The organism is Candidatus Darwinibacter acetoxidans (assembly GCF_041936445.1).
Taxonomy (GTDB): Bacteria; Bacillota; Limnochordia; order Darwinibacteriales; family Darwinibacteriaceae; genus DTU010.
On the sequence record NZ_JBHGXH010000253.1, the window covers coordinates 1 to 1,208 of the forward strand.

The 1,208-nt window shown below is 55.7% G+C and carries 2 protein-coding genes; one reads left to right on the top strand and one right to left on the bottom strand.

Annotated features, from left to right (window positions below; all coding sequences use genetic code 11):
• Positions 1–234 (top strand): hypothetical protein (locus ACE4YL_RS09755; protein WP_461369585.1); only part of this gene is annotated, 234 nt, incomplete at its 5' end.
• 132 nt (positions 235–366) lie between these two features.
• Here the strand turns inward: ACE4YL_RS09755 and ACE4YL_RS09760 are convergent.
• The coding region (locus ACE4YL_RS09760) for a UDP-N-acetylmuramate--L-alanine ligase (RefSeq protein WP_461369586.1) at positions 367–1,208 on the bottom strand (842 nt) is incomplete at its 5' end.

Genomic DNA, 1,208 nt, shown 5'->3' on the forward strand with positions numbered 1-1,208 from the left:
CGCGTTAATGCCCTTCCTCTCCCCCTCCTTCACCTGAGGGCAACCGAGGTTGAAGACAACGATAGCCATTCCGTCTTTCTGCAGCAAGCCAATCTTTTTCCGGCCCAGCGGCAGCCCCAGCTCAGAGTTACCGGTAATTACAGTAACCTGGTGCCCCTGTTGAATAAGGCGACGGCCGATCTCAAAAAAGCGTCTTCCCGGCACAGAGCCGTTAACAGCAAAAAGTTGGTGTAGTATTAGGATGTGCAGTAACCTGACCCCCCTTAAGCGGTTCAGTTACCAAGAATACTTCGTTGCCAGTAGTTTGTGATAACCGTTTAACGCCACCTGCAGCCATCTCACCGACCACAATTTTTGAAATGACAGTCAAGCTTGGGCCAGTTGATAGGCTAGGCCGCTGATATCGCCGGCCCCCATCACAATAATCAGATCACCGGGGCGGGCCCAGTCCAGGGCCATTCGGCCCAGCTCAGCCAGCTCATCGCTCCAATAAACCGGCTGGCCCTTAATTTCGCTGATGCGCCGGGCCAGGGCCTCAGAGGTGATCCCTTCACGCGGTTTTTCACCGGCAGAATAGATCCGGTGCAGCAAAACCAGGTCAGCATCGTCAAAAGAACGGGCAAACTCTTCAAAAAAGTACGCGGTCCGGGAATAGCGATGCGGCTGAAAGATACAGCAGACCCGTTTACCGGCCGCACGGGCTGCCTCCAGGGTTACCCTTACCTCGGTGGGGTGGTGGGCATAATCATCGATAACCGTAACCCCGTTAACCTCGCCTATAACTTCGAAGCGTCGCTTGGCGCCACGAAATTCGGTCAGGGTTTCAGCGCACCGGCCCGGGTTTAAGCCGAGCTCTGCCGCTACCGCCAGCGCCGCTACGGCATTGCTGACGTTGTGGCGGCCGGGCACCCGCAAGTTAACGGTTCCCGTAAGCGGTTCGCCGCGGCGATAAAAGGTAAAGCTAGACCCCAGCCCGGTTAAAGCAATCTCGCGACCGGTATAAGCAGCCCCGTTCTGAGCAAGACCATAGGTGACTACTTTTTGATCTGCCCGGTGAGCTAATTCCCGTAAAAAAGGATCATCAACGCAGAGCACGGCCCAGCCGTCCGGATGCAGGTTTTGCAGAAAAGCTTCATAGGCCCGCTGCATCAGGCTAAAGTCATTCTGGTAGTGCTCCAGGTGATCGGCTTCCACGTTGGTAATCACGG